Genomic DNA, 22,165 nt, shown 5'->3' with positions numbered 1-22,165 from the left:
CCTTGAAGCTATTCCTTGTCATGTGGCGTTTCCTTGTGCGCGGGAAACGCCGAACGCTAGCAGCTCAACGGTGGCGCTGGAGCCAGCAAGGGCAGCTCAGGAAACGCCCTACGCCAAAGGCGGTGCATTCGTACTTTCACCCAGATGCTGAACAACAAAAAACCCGCCGAAGCGGGTTTTCTGCCAGGTTCAATGCCCGCTACGCAACATCTCCTTGGGCACATACTTGCCAATCTCATACTTGCCGATCGCCGCCCGGTGCACCTCATCCGGGCCATCGGCCAGGCGCAGCGTACGCTGCATCGCATACATGTAGGCCAGCGGGAAGTCGCCACTGACCCCCGCGCCACCGTGGATCTGGATGGCCCGGTCGATCACCTTCAACGCCACGTTAGGCGCCACCACCTTGATCTGCGCGATCTCGCTGCGCGCCACCTTGTTGCCCACGGTGTCCATCATGTACGCGGCCTTGAGCGTCAGCAGCCGGGCCATGTCGATCTCCATGCGCGAGTCGGCGATCTTGTCGATGTTGCCACCCAGCCGCGCCAGCGGCTTGCCGAAGGCCGTGCGCTCGACCGAGCGCTTGCACATAAGCTCCAGGGCGCGCTCGGCCATGCCGATCGAGCGCATGCAGTGGTGGATACGGCCTGGGCCAAGGCGGCCCTGGGCGATCTCGAAGCCACGGCCCTCGCCAAGCAACACGTTGTCATAAGGCACGCGCACGTTCTCGAACAGCACCTCGGCGTGGCCGTGGGGCGCGTCGTCGTAGCCAAACACCGGCAGCGGGCGAACGATCTTCACCCCCGGCGCATCCGTGGGCACCAGGATCATCGAGTGCTGCTGATGGCGCGGGCCGTCGGGGTTGGACAGGCCCATGAAGATCATCACCTTGCAGCGCGGGTCGCAGGCGCCGGAAGTCCACCACTTGCGGCCGTTGATCACCCACTCGTCACCGTCGCGCACGGCAGTGGCGGCCATGTTGGTGGCATCCGACGAGGCCACGTCCGGCTCGGTCATGGCAAATGCCGAGCGGATCTCGCCGCGCAGCAGCGGCTCCAGCCACTGGCGCTTCTGCGCCTCGCTGGCGTAGCGCACCAGCACTTCCATGTTGCCGGTGTCCGGCGCCGAGCAGTTGAACGGCTCCGGCCCCAGCAGCGAGCGGCCCATGATCTCGGCCAGCGGCGCGTATTCGAGGTTGGTCAGCCCCGCGCCGTATTCCGACTCGGGCAGGAACAGGTTCCACAGGCCTTCGGCACGGGCCTTGGCCTTGAGCTCTTCCATGATCGCGGTGGGCTGCCAGCGGTCGCCTTCGGCAACCTGGCGCTCGAACACCGGCTCGGCCGGGTACACATAGGCGTCCATGAATGCGCTGACACGCTCGCGCAGTGCCTGGACCTTGGGCGAATAGGCGAAATCCATCGGGGCTACCTTCAGTCAATGAAGAACATGGACGCAGCCTAGAACAGCCACCCTTCATCCACCTAGTCTATTTTCACTGTGTATTAACATTCATAACCGATATATGATCCGCTGATAATTCCAATGAAGAGCGGCGCCATGAACCTCAGCAAGGTCGACCTCAACCTGTTCATCGTCTTCGACGCCATCTACACCGAAGCCAACCTGACCCGCGCCGGGCAGATTGTCGGCATCACCCAGCCGGCGGTGTCCAACGCCCTGTCGCGCCTGCGCGAAACCTTCAACGACCCGCTATTCGTGCGCACCGCCCAGGGCATGGTGCCCACGCCCATGGCGCAGAACATCATCGGCCCGGTGCGCAACGCCCTGTCGCTGCTGCGCACCTCGGTGCAGGAGAGCCGCATTTTCAACCCGCTGCAGGCCAGCAAGACCTTCCGCATCAGCATGACCGACCTCACCGAGGCGGTGATCCTGCCGCCGCTGTTCCAGCGCCTGCGCCGCCTGGCACCGGCGCTGGTGATCGAGAGCTTCCCGTGCAAGCGCCGCGAAACCACCAAGGAGCTGGCCGCCGGGCGCCTGGACTTCGCCGTCGACGCACCACTGAACACCGACCCGCAGGTGCGCCACGTCAAGCTGATGCAGGACCGCTACGTCTGCGCCATGCGCCCCGGCCATCCGCTGGCCGACAGCGCGCTGACCCTCGACAGTTACCTGGGCATGACCCACATCCATATTTCCAGCCGCCGCAACGGCCTGGGCTACGTTGACCTGGCCCTGGGCAAGATGGGCGTGCAGCGCCGCGTGGCACTGCGTTCGCAACACTACCTGATGGCGTCGCAGGTGCTGCAGCAGACCGACATGGTGATGACCGTGCCCGAGCGCTTCGCCCGCCGTCACCAGTTGCGCCACCAGCCGCTGCCGGTGGAAGTGCCGGCCCTGGAAACCCACCTGTACTGGCACGAAAGCACCGACCAGGACCCCGCCAACCGCTGGATGCGCGAGCAGATCATCGAGCTGTGCGAGCGGGTCGCCAGCCAGGAGCAGAAGGCGCTGGAAAACGCTTGAGCGCGGCGGCAAAGGCCTGTCCGCGCTTGCATTGCCCCGACCTTTGGGTAAACCTTGCGCCGCCCTGCCCCGGGCATTCCAGATTCACGGCACAAGGAACGCAGCATGGCTATCAGGACCCTGGTGATCGGCGCCTACGGCAACTTCGGGCGCATCATCAGCCGCCACTTGAACCAGATGCCGGGCGTGCAACTGGTCATCGCCGGGCGCAACGCCCAGCAGCTCGCCCAGCTTGGCGCACAGCTCGGCAGCCCCGGCGCATCGCTGCACGGCAGCTGGTGCGGTGATGCCATGGCCCCCGGTTTCGCCGAGGCCCTGCGCCAACTGGGCATCGACTGGGTGATCCACACCGGCGGGCCGTTCCAGGGCCAGCCCTACCGCGTTGCCGAGGCCTGCATCGAGGCCGGCGCCAGCTATTGCGACCTGGCCGACTGCCGGCTGTTCGTCAACGGCATCGCCCAGCTCGACGCCCGCGCCCGCCAGGCGGGTGTGGCGCTGCTCAGTGGCTGCAGCTCGGTGCCCAGCCTGTCGTCGGCGATCCTCGACGAGCAACGGCAGCGCTTCAGCCACATCGAGTCGATCGAGCACGGCATTTCCTCCTCTGCCAAGATGCCCGGCTTGTCCACCATCGAAGGTGTGCTCGCCTATGCCGGACGGCCGATCCGCCAGTGGCGCGATGGCCAGCCTTGCGCGGTCGACGGCTGGCTGGGCCTGCAACTGCGCCACCTGCCGGGCCTGGGCTGGCGCCTGCTGAGCAATGTCGATGTGCCGGACATGGATATCTTCGCAAGCCGCTACGGCTCGCGCACCCTGGCGTTCAAGGCCGGCTCCGGGCTGATGGCCGGCGGCCTGGCCAATGCGGCACTGGCGCTGCTGGTGAAATACGGGCTGGTACGCGACCCATTGCCCTGGGCGCGGCGCCTGCACCGCCTGGGCCTGCGCTTCGAGCGCTGGGGCGATGGCAAGAGCGCGATGTACCTGGACGTGCGCGGCCTGGACGAAAATGGCCAGCCACTGCGCCTGCGCGCCCAGGTCAGCGCAACCGATGACAAAGGCCCGGAGATCCCCAGCTGCGCTGCGGTGGCGCTGATGGCCAGGTTGACCGAGGGCTACCAGCCAGCGGCAGGCGCGCGCCCCTGCGTGGGCGAAATCAGCGTTGCGCAATACCTGGCGGCCATCGACGCGCCGGACAAGATCCGCTACAGAGTCAGTTTCCAGCAGGGACGCGGCTGACATGGATTACCTGCTGCTCAAATACCTGCATGTGATCGCCGCCGTGTTCCTGTTCGGCTTCGGCATGGGCTCCTACCTTTACCTGATCGCCGCCCACCGCACGGGCGATGCGCGGGTGATCGCCGCCGTGGCCAGGATGGTGGTGCGCTTCGACGCCTGGATCACCACTCCGGCCGGTGTCCTGCAGTTGCTGACCGGCTACGCCATGGTGCGCATGGCAGGCATGGACTGGACGATGGACTGGCTGCGCGCCGCGCTGGCGATCTTCTTCGGTGTGGGTGCGCTGTGGTTGCCGGTACTGTTGTTGCAGACCCGCCTGCAGGCCCTCGCCGCCCAAGCCGCCGAGGCGCACTCCCCGCTATGCCCGCTCTACCACAGGCTCTACCGTTATTGGCTGTGGATGGGGGTGATCGGGTTTGCCGGGATGTTCCTGATGGTGCTGGTAATGGTGAAAAAACAAGCGCCCTGGCAATGGCTTTGACTTGAAAGTAGCGCGTGGAGAATTTTTTTCTCGAAATGGTATGCAGCGCAGAATGAATAATTCTGAAACACCTTAGCGGACGAGCAATGGGAAAAACCTTTGCCCATCAGGCCTCGTAACATGCCGTACATGGATGCCGACTGGCGGCGTCCCGCACGGACAAGCCCTCGCTATGCACAACGCCCCCCTCTATTTCGATTACGCCGCCACCACCCCCGTCGATGACCGGGTCATCGAGGCCATGCTCGGCTGCCTGGGCCGTACCGCCAACTTCGGCAACCCTGCCTCCAGCGGCCACAGCTTCGGCCAGGCCGCCCGTGAAGCGGTCGAGCAAGCCCGTCGCCAGGTGGCCGAGCGGGTCGGCGCGCAGCCCGACGACCTGGTATGGACCTCCGGTGCCACCGAATCCAACAACCTCGCCCTCAAAGGTGTCGCCCAAAGCTACTCACAGCCCGGCCACTTGATCACCAGCCAGCTGGAACACAAGGCCGTGCTCGACACCGCGGCCGAACTGGAGCGCCAGGGCTGGGCGGTAACCCGCCTGGCACCAGACGCCAAGGGCTTGATCCAGCCCGACGCCGTGCAGGCTGCACTGCGGGCAGACACCCGGCTGGTGTCGCTGATGGCGGTGAACAACGAACTGGGCACCCTCACCGACTTCGCCGCCATCGGCGCGCGGGTACGCGAACACGGCGCCCTGCTGCATGTGGACGCGGCCCAGGCGGTAGGCAAGGTGCTGATCGACCTGGCCAGCCAGGCGGTCGACCTGATGTCGTTCTCGGCGCACAAGGTGTATGGCCCCAAGGGCATCGGCGCGCTTTATGTCGGCCCCCGCGCCCGCAGCGGCCTGCGTGCGCAGATGCACGGCGGTGGCCACGAGCGCGGGCTGCGCTCCGGCACCCTGGCCACCCATCAGATCGTAGGCATGGGCAGCGCCTTCGCCCTGGCGGGCCAGCCAGGGGACAGCGAACACCAGCGCCTTGAGCAACTGGCCCGGCGCCTGCGCGACGGCCTGCTGGCGCTGCCGGGCGTGTCGCTCAATGGCTGCGCCGTACAACGCATTCCCCATACCCTCAACCTGTGTATCGACGCCAGCGGCTTCAACAGCCGCCTGCTGGCCAACGAACTTGCGCTGTCCACTACCTCGGCGTGCAACTCGGCGAGCAATGCGGCCTCCCATGTGCTGCTGGCCCTCGGCCTGGATGAACGCCGGGCGCGCAACAGTGTGCGCCTGAGTATCGGCCGCTACACCAGCGAGGCCGAGGTGAACCAGGCAATCGCGGTGTTCGAGCGGGTGATTGGCGCGGCCGCTGCGGCACTCTGGTAATCAGTGAGCACGGTTCGCCGGCAAGCCGGCGAACAGGCACATGCAGCCTTCCTGGTGCTTAAGCTGCTCGGTACCGTTTACCTGATCTACCTTGGCCTGCGTCAGTTGCTGGCGCGCAATACTGCGGCGCCGTACTGCCGCAGTTCCTCGGGCCGGGCGGCCGATCTTCGGCCAGTTCGCGGCGATGTACCTGAACATGGCGCTGATCGTCTACACCCTTGCCATGCTGAGAGCGTGTGAACACTCAGCCCAGATTGAAGATCACCGCTTCCCGAATCAGCGCCATGAACGCCCGCTCATTGAGGCGGTCGCCTTCGAACAGATCGATGGCGCGTCGCGTGCCGCCATCGAGGCTGGCATTGAACAATCCGGTCGGGTCCGCAAGTTCCGCACCTTTGAGGAATGTCAGCTTCAACTTGTCCTTGTAGCATTCGCCAGTGCAGAGGACACCGGCATGGAACCAGACGGGCGTGCCGCGCCATTTCACTTCCTCGCGCACGATCGGGTCGGCCCGACGGATCAGGGCGCGCACTTGCGCAAGGCGGGGGCCTCGCCAGTCGGTCAAGGCGGCGATACGGGCATCGATCATCTGCGAGGCGGTGGGATGGGACACGGAAAGATCCTCCAACACGGAAGGCGTGAGTATTTACCATGCCCTGCAATTCTCTCGGCCCGCAGCCGCACTTTTTCAGAACCGTCTTGCCAGTGAACGCCTCGCATCCGTAAGACATTTCCGAATTTGAAACCAATTGCTTCAGCTCGGCCAGCCTAGGAATGATCCCAAGCGCCTGCTGGAAATGGAGGGGGAATGAACAGGACGAGCGAATAGGCGTCACTAGGGCCGCGGTGCGCCCATTCGCCGGCAAGCCGGCTCCCACAACGACCGCGCGGCCCTGAAGGCTGATACTGAACCCGTGGGAGCGGGCTTGCCGGAGAAGACGCCGCATGGCGGCGCCTCTACTTCAGAGGAAAGTGAACACCTCGGCCGCCGGCAACCGCGACTTGCCCAGCCCGGCATTGAAATCCTCTTCGCTGTGATACCCCAAGCTCAACACCACCACACTGGTAAACCCGCGCTCACGCAGCCCCAGCTCGGCGTCCATCACCTTGAAGTCAAACCCTTCGATCGGCGTGGCATCCAGCCCGTAGGCCGCCGCCCCCAGCAACGCGGTCCCCAGCGCCAGGTAGGTCTGCTTCTCCATCCAGTGCTGGAGGTCCTTGTTGTCGTGGCGGTGCAGGTTGACATAGAAGCGGCGGCTCTGGTCCTGCCCGGCCTTGGCCTCGTCGCTGCGGAAACGCCCGTCCTTGCCTTCCTGCTCAAGCACCGCCTGCAGGTGCGCCTCGGTCATGTCGGTGCGCGTGGCGAACACGATCACATGGGAGGCATTGAGGATCTTCGGCGTGTTGTAGGCAAAGCCCACCTCGGTGCTCTTGGCCAGGCGCGCCTTGCCTTCATCGGTGTCGGCAACGATGAAGTGCCAAGGCTGCGAGTTGACCGAAGACGGGCTGTGGCGCAGTTGTTCGAGCAGCGCATCGATGGTGGCCTGGGGGATGCGACGGCTGGCATCGTAGGCTTTGGTGGTGTAGCGGCGCTTGGCCAGGGCAACGGTGTCCATCAACGGTGACTCCTTGGATGATCGGGATTGAGGCGCATCTTATCTTCCCGGCTGCAAAGAAAAACCAGCACAATGCAGCAACACTTTCATCCCTGGAGTGAAAATGCTGCGCATCACCGACCTCGAACTGTTCGCCCGAGCCAGCGCCCTGGGCAGCTTCACCGCCGCCGCCCACGAGGCCGACCTGCTGCCCGGCCAGGTGGCGGCGGCGATCAAGCGCCTGGAGCGCGAGCTCGATGTGCGCCTGTTCGCCCGCACCACCCGCAGCCTGCGCCTCACCGCCGAGGGCGAGCTGTACCTGCCCACCGCCCAACGCGTGCTCGACACCCTGCGCCAGGGCCGCGAAGACCTGCACGGCAACCACAGCAGCCTGCGTGGCGTGCTGCAGGTGGCCGCCCCCTCGGACCTGGGGCGCAACCTGCTGCGGCCCTGGCTGAGTGCGTTTCGCCGCGAGCACCCGGGCTTGAGCCTGCGCTTCCTGCTCTCCGATCAGATGGCCGACTTCTACCGCGACCCGGTGGACGTTGCCATCCGCTACGGCCTCAATGAAGACGCCAACTACATCGCCCTGCCCCTGGCGCCGTGGAACCGCCGGGTGGTGGTGGCCGCCCCTGAATACCTGGCCCGTCACGGCCGGCCGCAAACGCCCGAAGCGCTGCAACAGCACGACTGCCTTTTGTACTCGCAACAGAGCCGGGTGTACGACAAATGGCGCCTGGGCAACCGCACCGTGCAGGTACGCGGGCCGTTGTTCAGCGACGACGCCGACGTGGTGCGGCGCTGGGCCCTGGAAGGCGAAGGCATCGTCTACAAGTCGTGGCTGGATGTCAGCGCCGACATCGCCGCCGGCGCCCTGGAGATCCTGCTGCCCGAACACCCCGGCGAGCCGACCCCGGTCACCCTGGTGTGCCCGCACCGCAAACAGATCACTCCTGCGGTGGCGCAGCTGCACGGCTGGCTGCGCGAGCGCTTCGCCACGCTGCGCCCGGAGGGTGTGTTGCAGCCGGTAGGCCCCGGCGTATAGTGGCGCTTCCCCCGACTGCAAGGAGCTGTCACCCATGCCGAGCCTGGAATTTCTGCTCACCGCCCTGATCATCGTGCTGATCCCCGGCAGCGGGGTGATTCTCACCGTCTCCAGCGCCCTGGTGGCCGGGCGTCGCGCCTGCCTGTGGACCGCGCTGGGCTGCACCCTGGGGATCGTGCCCCACCTGCTGGCCTCGGTGCTCGGCCTGTCGGCGCTGCTGCACGCCAGCGCCCTGGCCTTCCAGGGGCTGAAGTTCGCCGGGGTCGCGTATCTGCTGTACCTGGCCTATGCCACCTGGCGTGATCGCGCTGCCTTCGCCGTGGATGAAAAAGCCCCGCCGGCCGCTGCCGCCCAGTTGGTGCTCAAGGCCTGCCTGCTGAACATCCTCAACCCCAAGCTGACCCTGTTCTTCCTGGCCTTCCTGCCGCAGTTCATCGACCCCCACGCCGGCTCCGCCGTGGTGCAGATGCTCGGCCTGAGCGCGGTGTTCATGCTGATGACCTTCGTCGTGTTCGTGCTCTATGGCCTGCTCGCCCACCTGTTCCGCCGTGCGGTGATCGACTCGCCCAAGGTCCAGGCCTGGCTGCGCCGGGGCTTTGCCGCCTCGTTCGCGGGCCTGGGCATCAACCTGGCATTCGCCCAGCGTTAAGCGCTGCACAATCGTTCTAAACTCTAGGGCCGGTTCTGCGTTATGGTCGAGAACCCACCGCAACCGGCCCTCGCCATGAGCCACTGGATCGACCTCAAACAGGACGCCGACACCGGCATCGAGTCGGTCCGCGCCCATTTCACCGGCCACGCCTACGACCCGCACTGGCACGACAGCTTCCTGGTCGGCGTCACCGAACAGGGCGTGCAGCAGTTCAACTGCCGCCGGGTGCGCCACCAAAGCACACCCGGCCAGGTGTTCCTGCTCGAGCCCGGCGACCTGCATGACGGCCTGGCGCCAACCGCTGAAGGCTTCACCTACTCCACCCTGTACCTGGACAGCCACTGGCTGGAAAGCCAACTGCGCACGCTGTTCGAGCAGGCCCCCAGCGACGCCCTCCCCAGCTTCGCCGCCACCCTGCACTGCGATACGCGGCTGGCCGGCGCCACCAGCCGCGCATTCAACGCCTTGCACCAGCAGGACCTGCGCATCGTCCGCCAGACCGCCATCGACGACCTGCTGGCCTGCCTCACCGGCCACCTGCAGTGGCGCCGGCGCCTCGACCCTGACCCGCGCCTGCCGCTGACCGCGCAAGTGGCCCGCGACTACCTGCATGCGCACCTCGACCAGGACATCGGCCTGGACGACCTGGCGCGGGTCTGCGGCGTCGATCGTTTCCGCCTGACCCGCGCCTTCAAGGCCGCCTACGGCCTGGCCCCGCATGCCTACCTGATCCAGCTGCGCCTGGCCCGGGCGCGCCAGCTGCTGGCCCGTGGCCTGGGCCCGGCCGAGGTCGCCACGGCCCTCGGTTTCGCCGACCAGAGCCACCTGGGCCGCTGGTTCCGCCGCGCCTACCGGCTGACGCCGGCGGACTACCGCAAGCGCTGCTCAAACCTTCCAGACTGAAACCCGGGCGATTGCGAACATGAGGCCACGATCAACCGGAGCCTCGACCATGTCCCACAGCCTTTTGCCCTTCGTCCTCTTCGCCCTGGCATCCAGCATCAGCCCGGGGCCGACCAACCTGCTGATCCTCGCCCAAGGTGCCCAGCGCGGCGTGCGCGCCAGCCTGGCACCCACCGTGGCGGCCTGTGGCGCGGCGGCCGCGGTGGTGCTGCTGGTTGGCCTGGGTCTGGGCGAACTGCTGCTTGATCACCCGTTGGCGCAACAGCTACTCGGCTGGGCGGGTGCGCTGTGGCTGAGCTGGCTGGCCTGGCGCATGCTGCGCAGCGCCGGTGCGCCGCTGCAGGCCGGTGACCATGCAGGCTTCGGCCCTTTGCAGGCGGCCACCCTGCAACTGGTCAACCCCAAGGTCTGGCTGATGGCGCTGGCGATGATCAGCCTGTTCGCCACCCCGGCCCTACCGCTGTGGTGGTTGACCCTGGTGTTTCTGCTGATCGCCCTGCCGTGCATGACCGCCTGGGCGCTGCTGGGTGCCGGCAGCGCGCGCTGGCTGAACTCGCCTCGGGCATTGCGCTGGTTCAACCAGAGCCTGGCGGGGTTGTTGCTGGTGTCGGCCTGGTCGGCGCTGCTGGTCTGACGGCTATTTCATGCAGGCCCCTGCTGGCAGCGGGCCTGCTTGCAGTACACTCGCCAGCCTCACCGTGCCCAAGGCCCCTGCCCCATGCCCCGCTTGCCAAGACTGCTGTTGCCTCTGCTGCTGTTTACCGCCCTCGCCGCCTGCGACCAGGCACCCAGCCGCGAAGAAAAGATCCGCTCCAGCCTGCCCCTGCAGGAAGCCTACGAGCACAACATCGGGCGCATGGCGCAGCTGTTGGCCGTAACCCACCCCAAGCTGCCCGAAGAACAGATCAAGACGGTGCTGCGCAAGCACCTGACCGTCGAGGACCAGCGCCAGGACCTGTACCGGCTCTACAGCGAAAAGAACTTCGACGATGCCGAGTTCGACACCATCGTCGCCGCCACCCGCGACCCGGCCAAGGCCAAGGCGCTGGGCGAGACCGATGAAGGCAAGCGGCTGAGCGAGAAACTGACCGCGCTGATGCGCGAGAGCGCCAGGGACCCTAAAGTGCAGGCTTTGGTCGAGGCACGCATGCAAGAGGTCGAGGACGAACTCCAGGCGTTGCAGCAAGCCGCTCCGTAAAAGCACCGGTGCACGACGCAGGCAGGACATGTAACAAGCTTTGCCTTAATACTGTCACTTTTCGGTCATAGGATTGACCCCGTTCTGCCATTTTCCCTCAAGGATGATTCAGCCATGCGTCGTGTCGTGTTCAACCAGAAAGGCGGTGTCGGCAAGTCCAGCATTGCCTGTAACCTGGCCGCCGCCAGTGCCGCCGAAGGTTATCGCACCCTGCTGGTGGACCTCGACCCCCAGGCCAACGCCACCTATTACCTGACCGGCCTGGTCAACCACGAGATCCCGGCGGGCATCGCCGACTTCTTCCGCCAGACCCTCGCCCCCGCGCCGGCCACCGGCAAGAAGCACCGCGTGGCCATCACCGAAACCCGCTACGCCAACCTGCACCTGATCACCGCCAGCCCCGACCTTGCCGACCTGCAAGGCAAGCTGGAGAGCAAGTTCAAGATCAACAAGCTGCGCAAGTTGCTGGTGGAGCTGTCGGCGGACTACGAGCGGATCTACATCGACACCCCACCGGCGCTGAACTTCTACACCTTCAGCGCCCTGGTGGCCGCCGAGCGCCTGCTGATCCCCTACGACTGCGACAGCTTCTCGCGCCAGGCGCTGCTCAATGTGATGGCCGAGGTCGACGAACTGCGCCAGGACCACAATGCCGCGTTGCAGGTCGAAGGCGTGGTGGTCAACCAGTTCGCCGGGCGCACAGCCCTGCACCAGACCCTGGTCGACCAGTTGCGCGGCGAAGGGCTGCCGGTGCTGCCGGTGTACCTGAGCAGTTCGATCAGGATGCGCGAGTCCCATGAAGCGGCGGTGCCATTGGTGCACATGGCGCCGCGCCATAGGCTGGCGCAGGAGTTTGTCGAGTTGCTGGATGTGCTGGAGCGGGCGGCGTGAGGAGATTGTGGGCGGGTTGTAGTGGCCGAATTGAGATCATTTGTGGGCGGCCAGGTGTAAGGCGATAGCTTTGCAGCGCTCTTGAGATCGAGCGCCGCCCGCGCGGCGCTTCGCGGGTAAACCCGCTCCCACAGTTTGTTTCGGGCCAGTCTCTCCTGTGCCATTACCTAGTCCGCCTTGTTGGTACGCCGCGGTATCAAGGTGGGCACTGCTGGCCCCTCGCCCGACTTGAGGCATGCGCCAAGGCGGGCAGCGGTACTTTCACAGGAATAATTGGCCCGAAACAGATGTAGGAGCGGCCTTGCGTCGCGATGCGCCGCGCGGGCGGCGCTCGATCTGATAGGCGCTGAAGATGCCCAGCCGAACACCCAGCAGCCTCTACCACCGCCGCCCCTGCTCACGCTCACGACTACCACCGCTGTAACGCGTATCCTGCCCACCCTGAATATTCGACCGACTACTGGAAGAGCTGCCATCGCTGTAGCGCGTATCCTGCCCACCCTGAATATTCGCCCGGCTGCTGGAAGAGCGGCCATCGCTGTAACGCGTATCCTGCCCACCCTGAATATTCGCCCGGCTGCTGGAAGAACTACCGTCGCTGTAGCGCGTATCCAGCCCACCCTGGATATTCGAGCGGCTGCTGGAGCGGCGCCCATCGCTGTAAGTGGTATCGAAGCCACCCATGATATTGGCGCGGCTGGTGGAAGTGGTGCCATCGCTGTAGCGGCAATCCTCGCCGCCCTGGATGTTCTTGCGGCAGCTGTCGGCCAAGGCCGAGGCGCACGGCAACGCCAGCAGCAATGTGGCCAGTAGTACAGGGGTGGGTTTCATGGCAGTCCTTGTCGGCAAATTACATTCATCGTCACGCGGCCTGCATGTATCCGCCAATGCTCGCTAAAGCACAAGTAGGCTGAGCACCTCATCCTGGCAGACACACAGATTTACCCAACCAAGCCACTGTTCAGCACAAGACCAATAGTTATAAGATAACGTTTCATTTGACACTCATTCCTGCCTGCGACCCCTTGCCGATGACCAGCGCCACCGCCTCCCCCACCCTGCTCACCCAGCGCCTGCAGAGCATCGATGCCCTGCGCGGCCTGGTGATCCTGTTCATGCTGCTCGACCACGTGCGCGAAACCTTCTTCCTGCACCGCCAGGTCAGCGACCCGATGAGCATCGACGCCACCGATCCCAGCCTGTTCGCCAGCCGCACCCTGGCCCACCTGTGCGCGCCGGTGTTCGTGCTGCTGACCGGGCTGTCGGCCTGGCTGTACGGCGAGAAGTACCAGGGCCGCAGCGACGTTTCGACGTTCCTGTTCAAGCGCGGGCTGTTCCTGGTGGCGCTGGAATTCACCCTGGTCAACTTCGCCTGGACCTTCCAGCTGCCGCCGAGCGTGATCTACCTGCAGGTGATCTGGGCCATCGGCATCAGCATGATCGCCCTGTCGCTGCTGGTGTGGCTGCCGCGCCCGGCGCTGCTGGCACTGGGTGCGTTGATCGTGGCCGGGCACAACCTGCTCGATGGCCTGCATTTCGGCCCGGAGTCGGCGCTGCACGTACCTTGGGCAGTCCTACATGACCGTGGCTGGCTGCAAGCCACCGACAGCCTGCGCCTGCGCACCTCCTACCCGGTGCTGCCGTGGATCGGCGTGATCGCCCTGGGTTATGGCCTGGGCCCGTGGTTCGCCCGCGCCAGCGATGCCGCGAAGCGCCAGCAGCGTCTGCTGTTGGCCGGCAGCGCCGCACTGCTCGGTTTCGTCGTACTGCGCCTGCTCAACGGCTACGGCGAAGCGCCGTGGAGCAGCTACCCGAGTGTCACGCAAACCCTGATGAGCTTCTTCAACATCACCAAATACCCGCCGTCACTGCTGTTCCTCGCCCTGACCCTGGGCGCCGGCCTGTTGCTGCTGCGCGGCTTCGAGCGCGCAGGGTCCGCCCGCTGGATCAGCATGCTGGCGGTGTTCGGCGCCGCGCCGATGTTCTTCTACCTGCTGCACCTGTATGTGCTCAAGCTGCTGTACCTGGCCAGCGTGGCGCTGCTGGGCCTCAACCATGGCGACTATTTCGGCTTCGACGGCATCGCCGCGGTGTGGTTGAGTGCCGTGTTGCTGGCTGCGGCGCTGTACCTGCCGGTGCGAGGGTTCGCCCGGCTGAAGGCACGCCGGCGCGACATCGCCTGGCTCAAATACCTGTAAAGGCGTTTTCACCCGGCGGGTGATGGTCTACCATGCCGCCCGCCGGTTTCCACTCGGAATTAATAGGGAATCCCCAGGCCGCCACACGCGTGCCAAAGGGAACTGCCCCCGCAACTGTAGGTGCCGAGCCCGCGCCATCGATGCCACTGGATCAAGCGATCCGGGAAGGCTGGCGCAGGGCCAGGACGCACCAGTCAGGAGACCTGCCGGCACATGTTCACCAACCGGCGGGGTGTCCGGGATGGCCATCCGTTCGTTGCCTCGGGCGCCCTGCCCGAAGCCCGGCGATGCCTGTCCGTGCTCATTCCGTGCACCGTTCGACAGGAGATCGCCCGACCATGCTGCCCCGTATCGCCACCCTGCTCGCCGCCATGTCGCTGACCGGCCTGGCCCAGGCCGCCGCCACGCACTACCCGCTGACCGTCGAAAACTGCGGCGTGGCGCAAACCTTCGCCCAGGCGCCCGAGCGCGCCGTGACCATCGGCCAGGCCGGCACCGAGATGCTCTATGCGTTGGGCCTGGGCGACAAACTGGCTGGCACCTCGCTGTGGTTCAACAATGTGCTGCCCGAGTTCAAGGCGCAGAACGACAAGGTCGAACGCCTGGCCGACAACGACCCGAGCTTCGAAGCCGTGGTGGGCAAACGCCCGCAACTGGTGGCCGTGCAGTTCGAGTGGATGGTCGGCGCCCAGGGCGTGGTCGGCACTCGTGAGCAGTTCGCCGAGCTGAAGATCCCCACCTACCTGCTGCCGTCCGACTGCGAAGGCAAGGACAACCTGGTCGGCGCCGACGGCACCCGCCTGCAGCCGTTCAAGGTCGAGACCATCTACAAGAGCGTCAGCCAGCTGGCCGAGATCTTCGACGTGCAGGAGCGTGGCACGGCGCTGAACGCGCAACTCAAGGGCCAGCTGGAGCACGCCAGGCAGCAACTGGCCGGCAAGGACCTGTCCGGCACCAGCGCGCTGTTCTGGTTCTCCAGCGCCGACCTTGAGATCGACCCCTACGTCGCCGGCCGCCAGGGCGTGGCCGACTTCATGCTGCAGACCCTGGGCGTGCGCAACGTGGTCGAGTCCAGCGAAGAATGGCCCACCGTGGGTTGGGAAACCCTGGCCAAAGCCAACCCCACCTGGCTGATCATCGCCCGCATGGACCGCCGCCGCTTCCCCGCCGACGACTACCAGAAGAAGCTCGACTTCCTGCGCAGCGACCCGGTCACCCGCAACATGGACGCCGTGAAGAACGGCCGCATCATCGTCCTCGATGCCGACGCCATGCAGGCCGGCATTCGTCTGTTCCTCGGCCTTGAGCGGTTGTCCGCCGCCTTCGCCAGCGGCCAAGCGCCACAACCATGAGCCGCCTGCTGCCCCTCGCCATCGCCGCGCTGGCCGCCCTGCTGCTGGCCATGCTCGCCGGCATCGCCATCGGCGAAACCCGCCTGGGCATCGACCTGGTCTGGCAGGTGCTGGCCAACCAGCTGTGGCAGGCCGGCCACACCCTCGACCCGATCGACGCCGGCATCGTCTGGAACTACCGCCTGCCGCGTACCCTGGTCGCCGCCGCCTGCGGCGCGGGCCTGGCCACCTGCGGCGTGGTGCTGCAGGCGCTGCTGCGCAACCCGCTCGCCGAGCCCTACTTGCTGGGCCTGTCCGCCGGTGCCTCGACCGGCGCCGTGGCGGTCGGCCTGCTTGGCCTGGGCGGCGCAGCGCTGTCGCTGTCCGGCGGCGCCTTCATCGGCGCGTTGGCGGCGTTCGGCCTGGTGCTTTTACTGTCGCGCGCCAGCGCCAGCAGCCACAACAACGCCCAGGTGATCCTTGCAGGCATTGCCGGGTCGCAACTGTTCAACGCCCTGACCGCCTTCCTGATCACCAAGTCGGCCACCGCCGAGCAGGCACGCGGCATCCTGTTCTGGCTGCTGGGCAACCTCAGCGGCGTGCGCTGGCCGTCGGTGTGGCTGGCGCTGCCGGTGGCCGTGCTTGGCCTTGCGGTGTGCCTGTGGCACCGCCGCGCACTGGACGCCTTCACCTTCGGCGCCGATTCCGCCGCCTCGCTGGGCGTGCCGGTGCGCCGCACCCAGTTGCTGCTGATCAGTTGCACTGCGCTGGTGACAGCGGTGATGGTGTCGATCGTCGGCGCCATCGGTTTCGTCGGCCTGGTCATCCCCCACGCCCTGCGCCTGCTGCTCGGCCCCGGCCACAGCCGCCTGCTGCCGGCCAGCGCCCTCGGCGGTGCGTTGTTCCTGATCGTCGCCGACATTCTTTCGCGCACCCTGATCGCCGGCCAGGTGATCCCCGTGGGCGTAGTTACCGCGCTGATCGGCGCACCGGTGTTCGCGCTGATCCTGGTCAGCCGCCGGGGGCGCCCATGACCGTGCTCAATTCGCTGCAAGTCGCCCCGCTCGCCTGCCAAGGCTTGAGCCTGCGCCTGGGTGAGCGCGAGGTGCTGCAAGCTATCGACCTGGCCGTGCGCCCCGGTGAAACCCTCGGCATCGTCGGGCCCAACGGCTCGGGCAAATCCACCCTGCTCAAACTGCTCGCCGGCCTGCGCACGCCCACCACCGGCAACGTGCACTTGCTGGGGGAACCCTTGGCGAAACTGCCGCGCCGGCGCATCGCCCAACAGCTGGCACTGGTCGAGCAACAAGCCGACACCCAGGACGCCATCAGCGTCTTCGAAGCCGTGGCACTGGGCCGCACACCCTGGCTGTCGGCACTGGCGCCGTTCGGCAAGGCCGACCGCGCCATCGTCGACCAGGCCCTGGCCGACGTCGACGCCAGCCACCTCAGCCAGCGCATCTGGCGCGAGCTGTCCGGTGGCGAACGCCAGCGCGTGCACATCGCCCGCGCCCTGGCCCAACGCCCGCAACTGCTGCTGCTCGACGAGCCGACCAACCACCTGGATATCCAGCACCAGCTGAGCCTGCTGCAACAGGTGCAGGCCCTGCCGGTGACCACCCTGGTGGCCCTGCACGACCTCAACCAGGCCCTCACCTGCGACCGCCTGGCCGTGCTCGACCAGGGCCGCCTGGTCGCCCTCGGCAAGCCCGAAGCCGTGCTCACCCCAGAGCGCCTGCTAAGCACCTTCGGCGTACGCGCCCACTACCTCACCGACCCCTTCGACGGCGCGCGCATCCTGCGTTTTCGCGCCCCCTGAACCAGGAAGTTCTGCCCATGCCGCCCCGCTGCGCCGCCCTGCTGCTTGCCGCCTTGCTGACCACCGCCGCCGCCCAGGCCGAGGTGTTCGAAGTGAAGATGCTCAACCGCGGCGCCGAGGGGGCAATGGTCTACGAGCCGGACCACCTGCGCATTGCCCCGGGCGACACCGTGCGCTTTCTGCCGACCCAGGCCGGGCACAACGCCGCGAGCATTCCTGGCCTGCTGCCGGCAGGCGCCGAAGCGTTCAAGAGCAAGCCTAACCAGCCGTTCGAATACACCTTCAGCCAGCCCGGGCTCTATGGCATCCAGTGCATCCCGCACCTGGCGATGGGCATGGTGATGCTGATGCAGGTGGGCGCGCCCACGCCGATGCAGTTGCCAGACGCCCTGCCCGCCCGCGCGGCCAGTCGCCTCGCCGTGCAGCTGCAAAAGCTGGAGGCCGGCCAATGAAACCGCTGCTCATCGCCCTGCCGCTGCTCGGCCTCAGCCCGCTGACCCTGGCCGAGTCCGCTCAGTCCAAGGCTAACGGCTTTGTCGAAGACAGCAGCTGGAGCCTGCTCAACCGCAGCGTCTACGACCAGCGCGACTACCGCCACGGTGGGCGTAACAGCGCCGCACGCAATGCCTACAAGCCCCGTGCCGAACGCAGCGGCAAGGCCGAGGAATGGGCATACGGCCTGATGGGGACGTTCAGTTCCGGATTCACCCAAGGCCTGATCGGCGTGGGCGTCGATGCCCACGCCTACCTCGGCGTGCAGCTCGACAGCGGCGGCGGCCGCGCCGGCAAGGCACGCCTGCTGGCCATCGACAACGACGGCCACCCCAAAAGCGAATACAGCCGAGGCGGCGCGGCGCTAAAGCTGCGCGCCTCCAACACCGTGCTGTCCTACGGCGAGCAACGGGTCAAGACCCCGGTGTTCAGCTCGTCAGACAGCCGTCTGTTGCCCGAGACCTTCACCGGCTGGTTCCTCACCAGCAACGAGATCGACCGGCTCAAGCTGGTGGCCGGGCACTTCAACGAAAGCACCGACCGCAATGCCTCCAGCCACGATCAAGGCTTCGTGGTGAACTACTCCAACGGCCGCCAGGGCAACAGCTTCGACCTGGCGGGCGCCGTGTGGAACCCGACCGCCAACGCCAGCGCCAGCCTGTACACCTCCCGCTACGAGGACACCTGGAACCAGCACTACCTCGGCAGCACCCTCAGCCACGCCTTCGACGACCGCCGCAGCCTGAGCCTGGACTTCAACCTGTACCGCACCACCGACACCGGCAAGGCCCTGTCCGGGCGTATCGACAACACCACCTGGAGCCTGGTCTCGCGCTACGCCCAGGGCCCGCACGCGTTCAGCCTCGGGTGGCAGCAGGTGGACGGCAACACGCCGTTCGACTACGTCACCCGCGGGGCGATCTACCTGGGCAACGCCGTGCAGCTGTCCGACTTCAATGCGCCGAACGAGAAGTCGTGGCAGGCCAGGTATGACCTGAACATGGGCGCGTATGGCGTGCCGGGGTTGAGCCTGACGGCGTTGTATGTGCGTGGGTTCGATATCGATGGCACCCATGTCGATCCGCGTGGGGGGTATGCGTATCTGGGGTATGGCAAGGATGGCAAGCACTGGGAGCGCGACCTGGAGGCCCGGTATGTGGTGCAGAGTGGGGCGGCCAAGGGGTTGGCGGTTTCGCTGCGGCATAACGTGCACCGGGGGGATACGGCGCAGGCGGAGTTGGATGGGGATCAGGTCAGGGTGGCGGTGGAGTGGCCGTTGGCTGGACCATTTTGAATCATCACACCGTGTTCGACCAAAGACTACGAGCGATGGCATTTGACCATCATTCCGTATTAGGATCCGCTCCAACAACAGCTACGACTCCAGAGCCAAGACATGAAGGACCTGTTTAAAAGCTTTGTCGCCCCAGAGCAAAATGAAATTTCCGCTGCATGGACGTCAGATAATACGATCTTTGTTTTTGACACCAACGTCTTTCTTAATCTTTACGGATACGAAGAAAGTACTCGCGAAGATTTTTTTAGTGCATTAGAAAGTATCAACGACCGTATATGGATACCCTTCCAAGTAGGCCTTGAGTACCATAGAAGACGGCTAACCATAATAAAAAACGAAAAGAAAATATTCAGAACCATAAATTCGGCACTCGACAATCTGACCAACGCCATCACCACTTGCATTCAAGAAAACGATATAGATAAAAAATTTCCCGACCTCAACAATCATCTCTCCATACTCACTGAGAGCGTAAAATCAGAAGCCTCAAAGTGCAAAAAGAAAGTTTCCGAATGGGACAAAAAACAACCCGATGTACGCTCCCCGGATAAGATCTTGTCAAAACTTGACGAATACACCAACGGTAAGATTGGTTCTCCTCCTACAGACCAAGCATGGCTAGACGAGATCTATCGTTTAGGGGCGATACGCTACGCCAGCAAAATCCCACCTGGGTATGAAGATGAAAAAAAGAGTAAGGGAGATTTCGAATCTTCCAAATTCACTCACGGAGGCTTGACTTACGAACGTCAATTCGGAGATTTGATACTCTGGAACCAGCTTATCCAGAGGCTCAAAGATCAACCATCCGATAACGTCATATTTATTACTGACGACCTCAAAGAGGACTGGTGGACGATAATCGACTCGGCCGGAGACAAGCACATTGGTCCCCACGAAAATTTGAAATGCGAAATATTTCAAAAAACGCAAACCCAGTTTTTTCATATGTACAGCACTGCTGACTTTCTGCGAGAAAGCAAAGCAATTTTTAAGACAGCAATTAGCGAAAAATCAATCAAAGACGCTCACAACAAGAACGAAACACCATCAACCACCCCGCACCTACCCCACAACAAATTTTACTCCACAAACCTTAATAGCATTGATTTAGCCAGCAGGCTATCCAAAAATCTAGAAATCTATAATCTTTCCAAAGTTTCAGAACTCTTGGAGAAAACAACAAAATTCCAAGCGCCCGAAAACATAAAGACATATATGGCAGCTGTAAAGAACCTTAACATTCCACACTTTGAACACATCGAACACATCAGAGAAATGATGTTAACAAAGAAGCACATTGATCAAGAAATCAAAAACAACATTGAACTCATGAGCAAGCGCGACGCAATTGACCAATACATTGAAAGTATCTCGCCCCACGATGAGGAAACAGAGCTGGACTAACTAAATAGCTACACAAGCTAGCGCTTGCAGAACTTATCGCATTTCGCTAGCCTACGCGCGTCACTGAGACAACAGTGACCCGGGCTTGGCGGCCTGGAACGAAGGCGCAAAGCGCCCATACCCACCTTCGCAGGCGCTTTTTTTGTGCCCGCGAAGATGCTCTATGGCGGGCTGCGCATGGACTTCTTCGGAAGTGCCGGTTCCCTTCGTACCGGTCCGCCAACCTTGCGTAGTCCGTCACCCTCACCTGCTTGGCGGCAGGCCGTGGCGGATTTCTTCATCTACGAAGGGAGTTCCACCATGTGCAAAGGAATACCTGATCCACCCCACCACCCCTGCTGCGACCGCTACACCTTCGGTACCTGCAACCACCATCACGCCCCACTGTTCACCGTCCGCCCCGGCGTATTCGCCGAGGACGCGTTGGTGCATGCCCTGCTACTCGTGCAACAGACCTACCAGGCCACCACCCTCGCCCGCGAAGACGCGCACGGCGATGGGCGACGTTTGCTGGGCGGCTCGCAGTTGTCGCTGGAGATGATCGAGGCGCTATTGAACAAGGTGTTGGACGGGCTGGTGCTGTTGCCGACCAATCCGCCTGCACCGGAGCGGCCAGAGCGGTTGAACCGGCCAGTGCGAAGGGAGGATTTCGGGTAGGTGCGGCGTGAGGAACTGGCTGGCAGGTCTGTCGCCGGAAGCTGGCGGAGTCGGTGAATGACTCCCTGAATGCCTGGGGCGCTATGCGCCCCTCTTTGACCGGTTCGACATAGTTGAAATCGCATTCGGGCGGCTAGGTGCATGGCGACAGATGTGCACCGCTCCTGAGATCGAGCGCCGCCCGCGCGGCGCTTCGCGGGTAAACCCGCTCCCACAGTTTATTTCGGGCCAGTTACTCCTGTGCAAGTACCGGTGCCTGCCTTGGTGCATGCCTTGAGTCATGTGGAGCGGCGGCAACGCCCACACTGAAACCGCGTCGAGCCAACAAGGCGGACCAGGTGATGGCACAGGAAAGACTGGCCCGAAACAAACTGTGGGAGCGGGTTTACCCGCGAAGCGCCGCGCGGGCGGCGCTCGATCTCATAGGCGCTGCAGAAATACCGCCAAGCACCTGGTGGCCTTCACCCAATATCCCGCCTTACACCTGGTGGCCCACATCCCCACCCTGCTGCTCGAGCAACACCAACACCCCAACGATCAGTGCGCGCATGCCTTCGCTCAACTCGACCTCCATCTCCATCTCTTCCTGCACGCAATCCGCGTCCAGCACCGGCTCGCGCTTGGCCACGGTATAGACCGTATCGGCCACCGCAAAGCCATGGAACGCCACCGTCGACAACAGCCAGCGCGCCTGCTCCGGCGACAGGCCATACACCTCGGCGATATGGACCTGATGCTCATGGATCTTGCCGATCATCGCCTCGGTCGCCGCCAGCCGGCGTATCACGTAGGGCGTCAGCCCAGGATGGGCCTTGACGAAGGCCTGCACCGAGGCCGCGAAACGCAGCAGGTAGGCCTGCAGGCCTTCTTCAGCGCCATCACTCGCCCGGGGGATCTGCCAGCGCTGGAAGATTTCCTCGGCCACCAGGCACTTGAGCGCGTCGATGTTCGCCACGTGCTTGTACAGCGCCATATGGCTCACCCCCAACGCGGCGGCCACACCCACGAAGGTGAGGCAAGGCAGGCCAATGGCGATGCTCACGTCGGCGATGCGTTCACGGGTAATGGTGCGCGGGCGCCCGCGACCGGGTGAGGGTTGTGATGGTTGCATCAGTTGCTCCTGGCTCGGTGGAGACAGACTTGTAGCCGTCTTGT

At 64.5% G+C, this 22,165-nt stretch carries 24 protein-coding genes and 1 riboswitch; of the genes, 18 read left to right on the top strand and 6 right to left on the bottom strand.

Annotated features, from left to right (window positions below; translation table 11 throughout):
• Window positions 1-189: 189 nt before the first annotated feature.
• A complete protein-coding gene (locus RTH46_RS02175; RefSeq protein ID WP_279845693.1) occupies window positions 190-1,419 on the bottom strand; it encodes an acyl-CoA dehydrogenase in 1,230 nt (409 codons plus the stop codon).
• Window positions 1,420-1,557: 138 nt separating this feature from the next.
• Between RTH46_RS02175 and RTH46_RS02170 the strand changes: the two genes are divergently transcribed.
• From RTH46_RS02170 to RTH46_RS02155, 4 genes are all read left to right on the top strand, one after another.
• Window positions 1,558-2,484, top strand: a complete 927-nt coding sequence (locus RTH46_RS02170; RefSeq protein WP_125464364.1) for a LysR family transcriptional regulator — start codon at window positions 1,558-1,560, stop codon at window positions 2,482-2,484.
• 105 nt (window positions 2,485-2,589) lie between these two features.
• Window positions 2,590-3,717: a saccharopine dehydrogenase family protein gene (locus RTH46_RS02165; protein WP_316904948.1), complete on the top strand. Its 1,128-nt coding sequence runs from the start codon at window positions 2,590-2,592 to the stop codon at window positions 3,715-3,717.
• A gap of 1 nt (window position 3,718) precedes the next feature.
• A complete protein-coding gene (locus RTH46_RS02160; RefSeq protein ID WP_316904947.1) occupies window positions 3,719-4,198 on the top strand; it encodes a DUF2269 domain-containing protein in 480 nt (159 codons plus the stop codon).
• 172 nt (window positions 4,199-4,370) lie between these two features.
• Window positions 4,371-5,525: a cysteine desulfurase family protein gene (locus RTH46_RS02155; protein ID WP_316904946.1), complete on the top strand. Its 1,155-nt coding sequence runs from the start codon at window positions 4,371-4,373 to the stop codon at window positions 5,523-5,525.
• On the opposite strand, the gene RTH46_RS02150 is transcribed toward RTH46_RS02155, so the two are convergent.
• The 3 genes from RTH46_RS02150 to nfsB all read right to left on the bottom strand — a co-directional run bounded on the left by RTH46_RS02150 (window position 5,526) and on the right by nfsB (window position 7,141).
• A complete protein-coding gene (locus RTH46_RS02150) occupies window positions 5,526-5,723 on the bottom strand; it encodes a hypothetical protein (RefSeq protein WP_153788068.1) in 198 nt (65 codons plus the stop codon).
• A 46-nt stretch (window positions 5,724-5,769) separates the two neighbouring features.
• The gene (locus RTH46_RS02145; protein WP_153788090.1) at window positions 5,770-6,114 is read right to left on the bottom strand and encodes a DUF1801 domain-containing protein; all 345 of its coding nucleotides are present in this window, start codon (window positions 6,112-6,114) and stop codon (window positions 5,770-5,772) included.
• A 373-nt stretch (window positions 6,115-6,487) separates the two neighbouring features.
• Entirely contained in the window at window positions 6,488-7,141 is a 654-nt protein-coding gene (nfsB, locus tag RTH46_RS02140) for an oxygen-insensitive NAD(P)H nitroreductase (RefSeq protein ID WP_153788067.1), read from the bottom strand.
• 103 nt (window positions 7,142-7,244) lie between these two features.
• Here nfsB and RTH46_RS02135 point away from each other — a divergent pair, with 103 nt between their 5' ends.
• From RTH46_RS02135 to RTH46_RS02110, 6 genes are all read left to right on the top strand, one after another.
• On the top strand, window positions 7,245-8,165 hold the full coding sequence (locus RTH46_RS02135; protein ID WP_153788066.1) for a LysR family transcriptional regulator: 921 nt from the start codon (window positions 7,245-7,247) through the stop codon (window positions 8,163-8,165).
• 34 nt (window positions 8,166-8,199) lie between these two features.
• The gene (locus RTH46_RS02130) at window positions 8,200-8,814 is read left to right on the top strand and encodes a LysE family translocator (RefSeq protein ID WP_110992839.1); all 615 of its coding nucleotides are present in this window, start codon (window positions 8,200-8,202) and stop codon (window positions 8,812-8,814) included.
• A 75-nt stretch (window positions 8,815-8,889) separates the two neighbouring features.
• A complete protein-coding gene (locus tag RTH46_RS02125) occupies window positions 8,890-9,720 on the top strand; it encodes an AraC family transcriptional regulator (protein WP_153788065.1) in 831 nt (276 codons plus the stop codon).
• Window positions 9,721-9,769: 49 nt separating this feature from the next.
• Entirely contained in the window at window positions 9,770-10,354 is a 585-nt protein-coding gene (locus tag RTH46_RS02120) for a LysE family translocator (protein ID WP_316904945.1), read from the top strand.
• An 84-nt stretch (window positions 10,355-10,438) separates the two neighbouring features.
• Window positions 10,439-10,918: a hypothetical protein gene (locus tag RTH46_RS02115; protein ID WP_316904944.1), complete on the top strand. Its 480-nt coding sequence runs from the start codon at window positions 10,439-10,441 to the stop codon at window positions 10,916-10,918.
• A gap of 114 nt (window positions 10,919-11,032) precedes the next feature.
• Window positions 11,033-11,809: a ParA family protein gene (locus RTH46_RS02110; protein WP_279845704.1), complete on the top strand. Its 777-nt coding sequence runs from the start codon at window positions 11,033-11,035 to the stop codon at window positions 11,807-11,809.
• A 378-nt stretch (window positions 11,810-12,187) separates the two neighbouring features.
• Here RTH46_RS02110 and RTH46_RS02105 read toward each other — a convergent pair whose 3' ends face one another.
• The gene (locus tag RTH46_RS02105; protein WP_279845705.1) at window positions 12,188-12,640 is read right to left on the bottom strand and encodes a hypothetical protein; all 453 of its coding nucleotides are present in this window, start codon (window positions 12,638-12,640) and stop codon (window positions 12,188-12,190) included.
• 200 nt (window positions 12,641-12,840) lie between these two features.
• Here RTH46_RS02105 and RTH46_RS02100 point away from each other — a divergent pair, with 200 nt between their 5' ends.
• The 8 genes from RTH46_RS02100 to RTH46_RS02065 all read left to right on the top strand — a co-directional run bounded on the left by RTH46_RS02100 (window position 12,841) and on the right by RTH46_RS02065 (window position 21,010).
• Entirely contained in the window at window positions 12,841-14,007 is a 1,167-nt protein-coding gene (locus tag RTH46_RS02100) for a DUF1624 domain-containing protein (protein ID WP_316904943.1), read from the top strand.
• 26 nt (window positions 14,008-14,033) lie between these two features.
• Window positions 14,034-14,233: riboswitch (cobalamin riboswitch) on the top strand.
• A 112-nt stretch (window positions 14,234-14,345) separates the two neighbouring features.
• Window positions 14,346-15,359: an ABC transporter substrate-binding protein gene (locus RTH46_RS02095; RefSeq protein ID WP_316904942.1), complete on the top strand. Its 1,014-nt coding sequence runs from the start codon at window positions 14,346-14,348 to the stop codon at window positions 15,357-15,359.
• The gene (locus RTH46_RS02090; RefSeq protein ID WP_153788059.1) at window positions 15,356-16,372 is read left to right on the top strand and encodes a FecCD family ABC transporter permease; all 1,017 of its coding nucleotides are present in this window, start codon (window positions 15,356-15,358) and stop codon (window positions 16,370-16,372) included. Before RTH46_RS02095 ends, RTH46_RS02090 begins: the two co-directional genes overlap by 4 nt.
• Window positions 16,369-17,157: an ABC transporter ATP-binding protein gene (locus tag RTH46_RS02085; RefSeq protein ID WP_153788058.1), complete on the top strand. Its 789-nt coding sequence runs from the start codon at window positions 16,369-16,371 to the stop codon at window positions 17,155-17,157. The genes RTH46_RS02090 and RTH46_RS02085 overlap by 4 nt, the downstream gene beginning before the upstream one ends.
• A 17-nt stretch (window positions 17,158-17,174) precedes the next feature.
• The gene (locus RTH46_RS02080) at window positions 17,175-17,609 is read left to right on the top strand and encodes a pseudoazurin (RefSeq protein ID WP_316904941.1); all 435 of its coding nucleotides are present in this window, start codon (window positions 17,175-17,177) and stop codon (window positions 17,607-17,609) included.
• Complete coding sequence (locus tag RTH46_RS02075) at window positions 17,606-18,943, top strand: OprD family porin (protein WP_316904940.1); 1,338 nt, start codon at window positions 17,606-17,608, stop codon at window positions 18,941-18,943. Before RTH46_RS02080 ends, RTH46_RS02075 begins: the two co-directional genes overlap by 4 nt.
• Before the next feature lie 102 nt (window positions 18,944-19,045).
• Window positions 19,046-20,353, top strand: coding sequence for a PIN-like domain-containing protein (locus tag RTH46_RS02070; protein ID WP_316904939.1), 1,308 nt, complete (start codon window positions 19,046-19,048; stop codon window positions 20,351-20,353).
• A gap of 300 nt (window positions 20,354-20,653) precedes the next feature.
• Window positions 20,654-21,010 carry a hypothetical protein gene (locus tag RTH46_RS02065; RefSeq protein ID WP_316904938.1) on the top strand — a complete coding sequence of 119 codons (357 nt, stop codon included), beginning with the start codon at window positions 20,654-20,656 and terminating at the stop codon, window positions 21,008-21,010.
• A 478-nt stretch (window positions 21,011-21,488) separates the two neighbouring features.
• On the opposite strand, the gene RTH46_RS02060 is transcribed toward RTH46_RS02065, so the two are convergent.
• The gene (locus RTH46_RS02060; protein ID WP_316904937.1) at window positions 21,489-22,121 is read right to left on the bottom strand and encodes a TetR/AcrR family transcriptional regulator; all 633 of its coding nucleotides are present in this window, start codon (window positions 22,119-22,121) and stop codon (window positions 21,489-21,491) included.
• Window positions 22,122-22,165: the final 44 nt, after the last annotated feature.

Source organism: Pseudomonas sp. zfem004 (genome assembly GCF_032621715.1).
In the GTDB taxonomy this organism is placed as follows: domain Bacteria; phylum Pseudomonadota; class Gammaproteobacteria; order Pseudomonadales; family Pseudomonadaceae; genus Aquipseudomonas; species Aquipseudomonas sichuanensis.
Note: the sequence above shows the minus strand (reverse complement) of the source record. Positions and strands in the feature narration are given on the sequence as shown.

What these genes read in the sequence shown, in the direction of transcription:
- RTH46_RS02110 (WP_279845704.1), top strand. Translation starts at nt 11,033, where the DNA reads ATGCGTCGTGTCGTGTTCAACCAGAAAGGCGGTGTCGGCAAGTCCAGC.
- RTH46_RS02130 (WP_110992839.1), top strand. Translation starts at nt 8,200, where the DNA reads ATGCCGAGCCTGGAATTTCTGCTCACCGCCCTGATCATCGTGCTGATC.
- RTH46_RS02095 (WP_316904942.1), top strand. Translation starts at nt 14,346, where the DNA reads ATGCTGCCCCGTATCGCCACCCTGCTCGCCGCCATGTCGCTGACCGGC.
- RTH46_RS02135 (WP_153788066.1), top strand. Translation starts at nt 7,245, where the DNA reads ATGCTGCGCATCACCGACCTCGAACTGTTCGCCCGAGCCAGCGCCCTG.
- RTH46_RS02120 (WP_316904945.1), top strand. Translation starts at nt 9,770, where the DNA reads ATGTCCCACAGCCTTTTGCCCTTCGTCCTCTTCGCCCTGGCATCCAGC.
- RTH46_RS02125 (WP_153788065.1), top strand. Translation starts at nt 8,890, where the DNA reads ATGAGCCACTGGATCGACCTCAAACAGGACGCCGACACCGGCATCGAG.
- RTH46_RS02170 (WP_125464364.1), top strand. Translation starts at nt 1,558, where the DNA reads ATGAACCTCAGCAAGGTCGACCTCAACCTGTTCATCGTCTTCGACGCC.
- nfsB (WP_153788067.1), bottom strand. Translation starts at nt 7,141, where the DNA reads ATGGACACCGTTGCCCTGGCCAAGCGCCGCTACACCACCAAAGCCTAC.
- RTH46_RS02175 (WP_279845693.1), bottom strand. Translation starts at nt 1,419, where the DNA reads ATGGATTTCGCCTATTCGCCCAAGGTCCAGGCACTGCGCGAGCGTGTC.
- RTH46_RS02100 (WP_316904943.1), top strand. Translation starts at nt 12,841, where the DNA reads ATGACCAGCGCCACCGCCTCCCCCACCCTGCTCACCCAGCGCCTGCAG.
- RTH46_RS02145 (WP_153788090.1), bottom strand. Translation starts at nt 6,114, where the DNA reads ATGATCGATGCCCGTATCGCCGCCTTGACCGACTGGCGAGGCCCCCGC.
- RTH46_RS02160 (WP_316904947.1), top strand. Translation starts at nt 3,719, where the DNA reads ATGGATTACCTGCTGCTCAAATACCTGCATGTGATCGCCGCCGTGTTC.
- RTH46_RS02075 (WP_316904940.1), top strand. Translation starts at nt 17,606, where the DNA reads ATGAAACCGCTGCTCATCGCCCTGCCGCTGCTCGGCCTCAGCCCGCTG.
- RTH46_RS02065 (WP_316904938.1), top strand. Translation starts at nt 20,654, where the DNA reads ATGTGCAAAGGAATACCTGATCCACCCCACCACCCCTGCTGCGACCGC.
- RTH46_RS02085 (WP_153788058.1), top strand. Translation starts at nt 16,369, where the DNA reads ATGACCGTGCTCAATTCGCTGCAAGTCGCCCCGCTCGCCTGCCAAGGC.
- RTH46_RS02150 (WP_153788068.1), bottom strand. Translation starts at nt 5,723, where the DNA reads ATGTTCAGGTACATCGCCGCGAACTGGCCGAAGATCGGCCGCCCGGCC.
- RTH46_RS02165 (WP_316904948.1), top strand. Translation starts at nt 2,590, where the DNA reads ATGGCTATCAGGACCCTGGTGATCGGCGCCTACGGCAACTTCGGGCGC.
- RTH46_RS02155 (WP_316904946.1), top strand. Translation starts at nt 4,371, where the DNA reads ATGCACAACGCCCCCCTCTATTTCGATTACGCCGCCACCACCCCCGTC.
- RTH46_RS02115 (WP_316904944.1), top strand. Translation starts at nt 10,439, where the DNA reads ATGCCCCGCTTGCCAAGACTGCTGTTGCCTCTGCTGCTGTTTACCGCC.
- RTH46_RS02080 (WP_316904941.1), top strand. Translation starts at nt 17,175, where the DNA reads ATGCCGCCCCGCTGCGCCGCCCTGCTGCTTGCCGCCTTGCTGACCACC.
- RTH46_RS02105 (WP_279845705.1), bottom strand. Translation starts at nt 12,640, where the DNA reads ATGAAACCCACCCCTGTACTACTGGCCACATTGCTGCTGGCGTTGCCG.
- RTH46_RS02060 (WP_316904937.1), bottom strand. Translation starts at nt 22,121, where the DNA reads ATGCAACCATCACAACCCTCACCCGGTCGCGGGCGCCCGCGCACCATT.
- RTH46_RS02090 (WP_153788059.1), top strand. Translation starts at nt 15,356, where the DNA reads ATGAGCCGCCTGCTGCCCCTCGCCATCGCCGCGCTGGCCGCCCTGCTG.
- RTH46_RS02070 (WP_316904939.1), top strand. Translation starts at nt 19,046, where the DNA reads ATGAAGGACCTGTTTAAAAGCTTTGTCGCCCCAGAGCAAAATGAAATT.